This window comes from Psychrobacter sp. DAB_AL32B (assembly GCF_002224105.1).
Classification (GTDB): Bacteria; Pseudomonadota; Gammaproteobacteria; order Pseudomonadales; family Moraxellaceae; genus Psychrobacter.
Window position 1 is genome coordinate 1 of record NZ_NEXU01000188.1, and the last position, 289, is coordinate 289.

1 pseudogene is annotated in these 289 nt (G+C 42.2%); it reads right to left on the reverse strand.

Annotated features, from left to right (window positions below):
• A pseudogene (locus CAN34_RS13915) lies at window positions 1-289 on the reverse strand (AarF/ABC1/UbiB kinase family protein); the annotation flags it as partial.

Below are 289 nucleotides of genomic sequence, written 5' to 3' on the forward strand. Positions count from 1 at the left end.
TTTTGGGCGGAAGATTAAACTCAAAAGATTGCATAGCTCGTGTGGCATCATTTGAAAGGCGGGTATGTAATTTACTATTTGCCCAAATATAGCGCTGCTGTTCGTCCAAACAATCAGCAGGGATATCAGGGTTTAGTGCAGGATCACTGAAAGGTTCTGTAGCAAGCAAAAACAATGAGGCGATATCAGAGCGTACTTTATCGCTCATAGTATCGAAAAAATCATAACCTGTCATTGCCAACATCATTGCCTGATGGTCATGACGATATCCTGCTCGTAACAGACCATG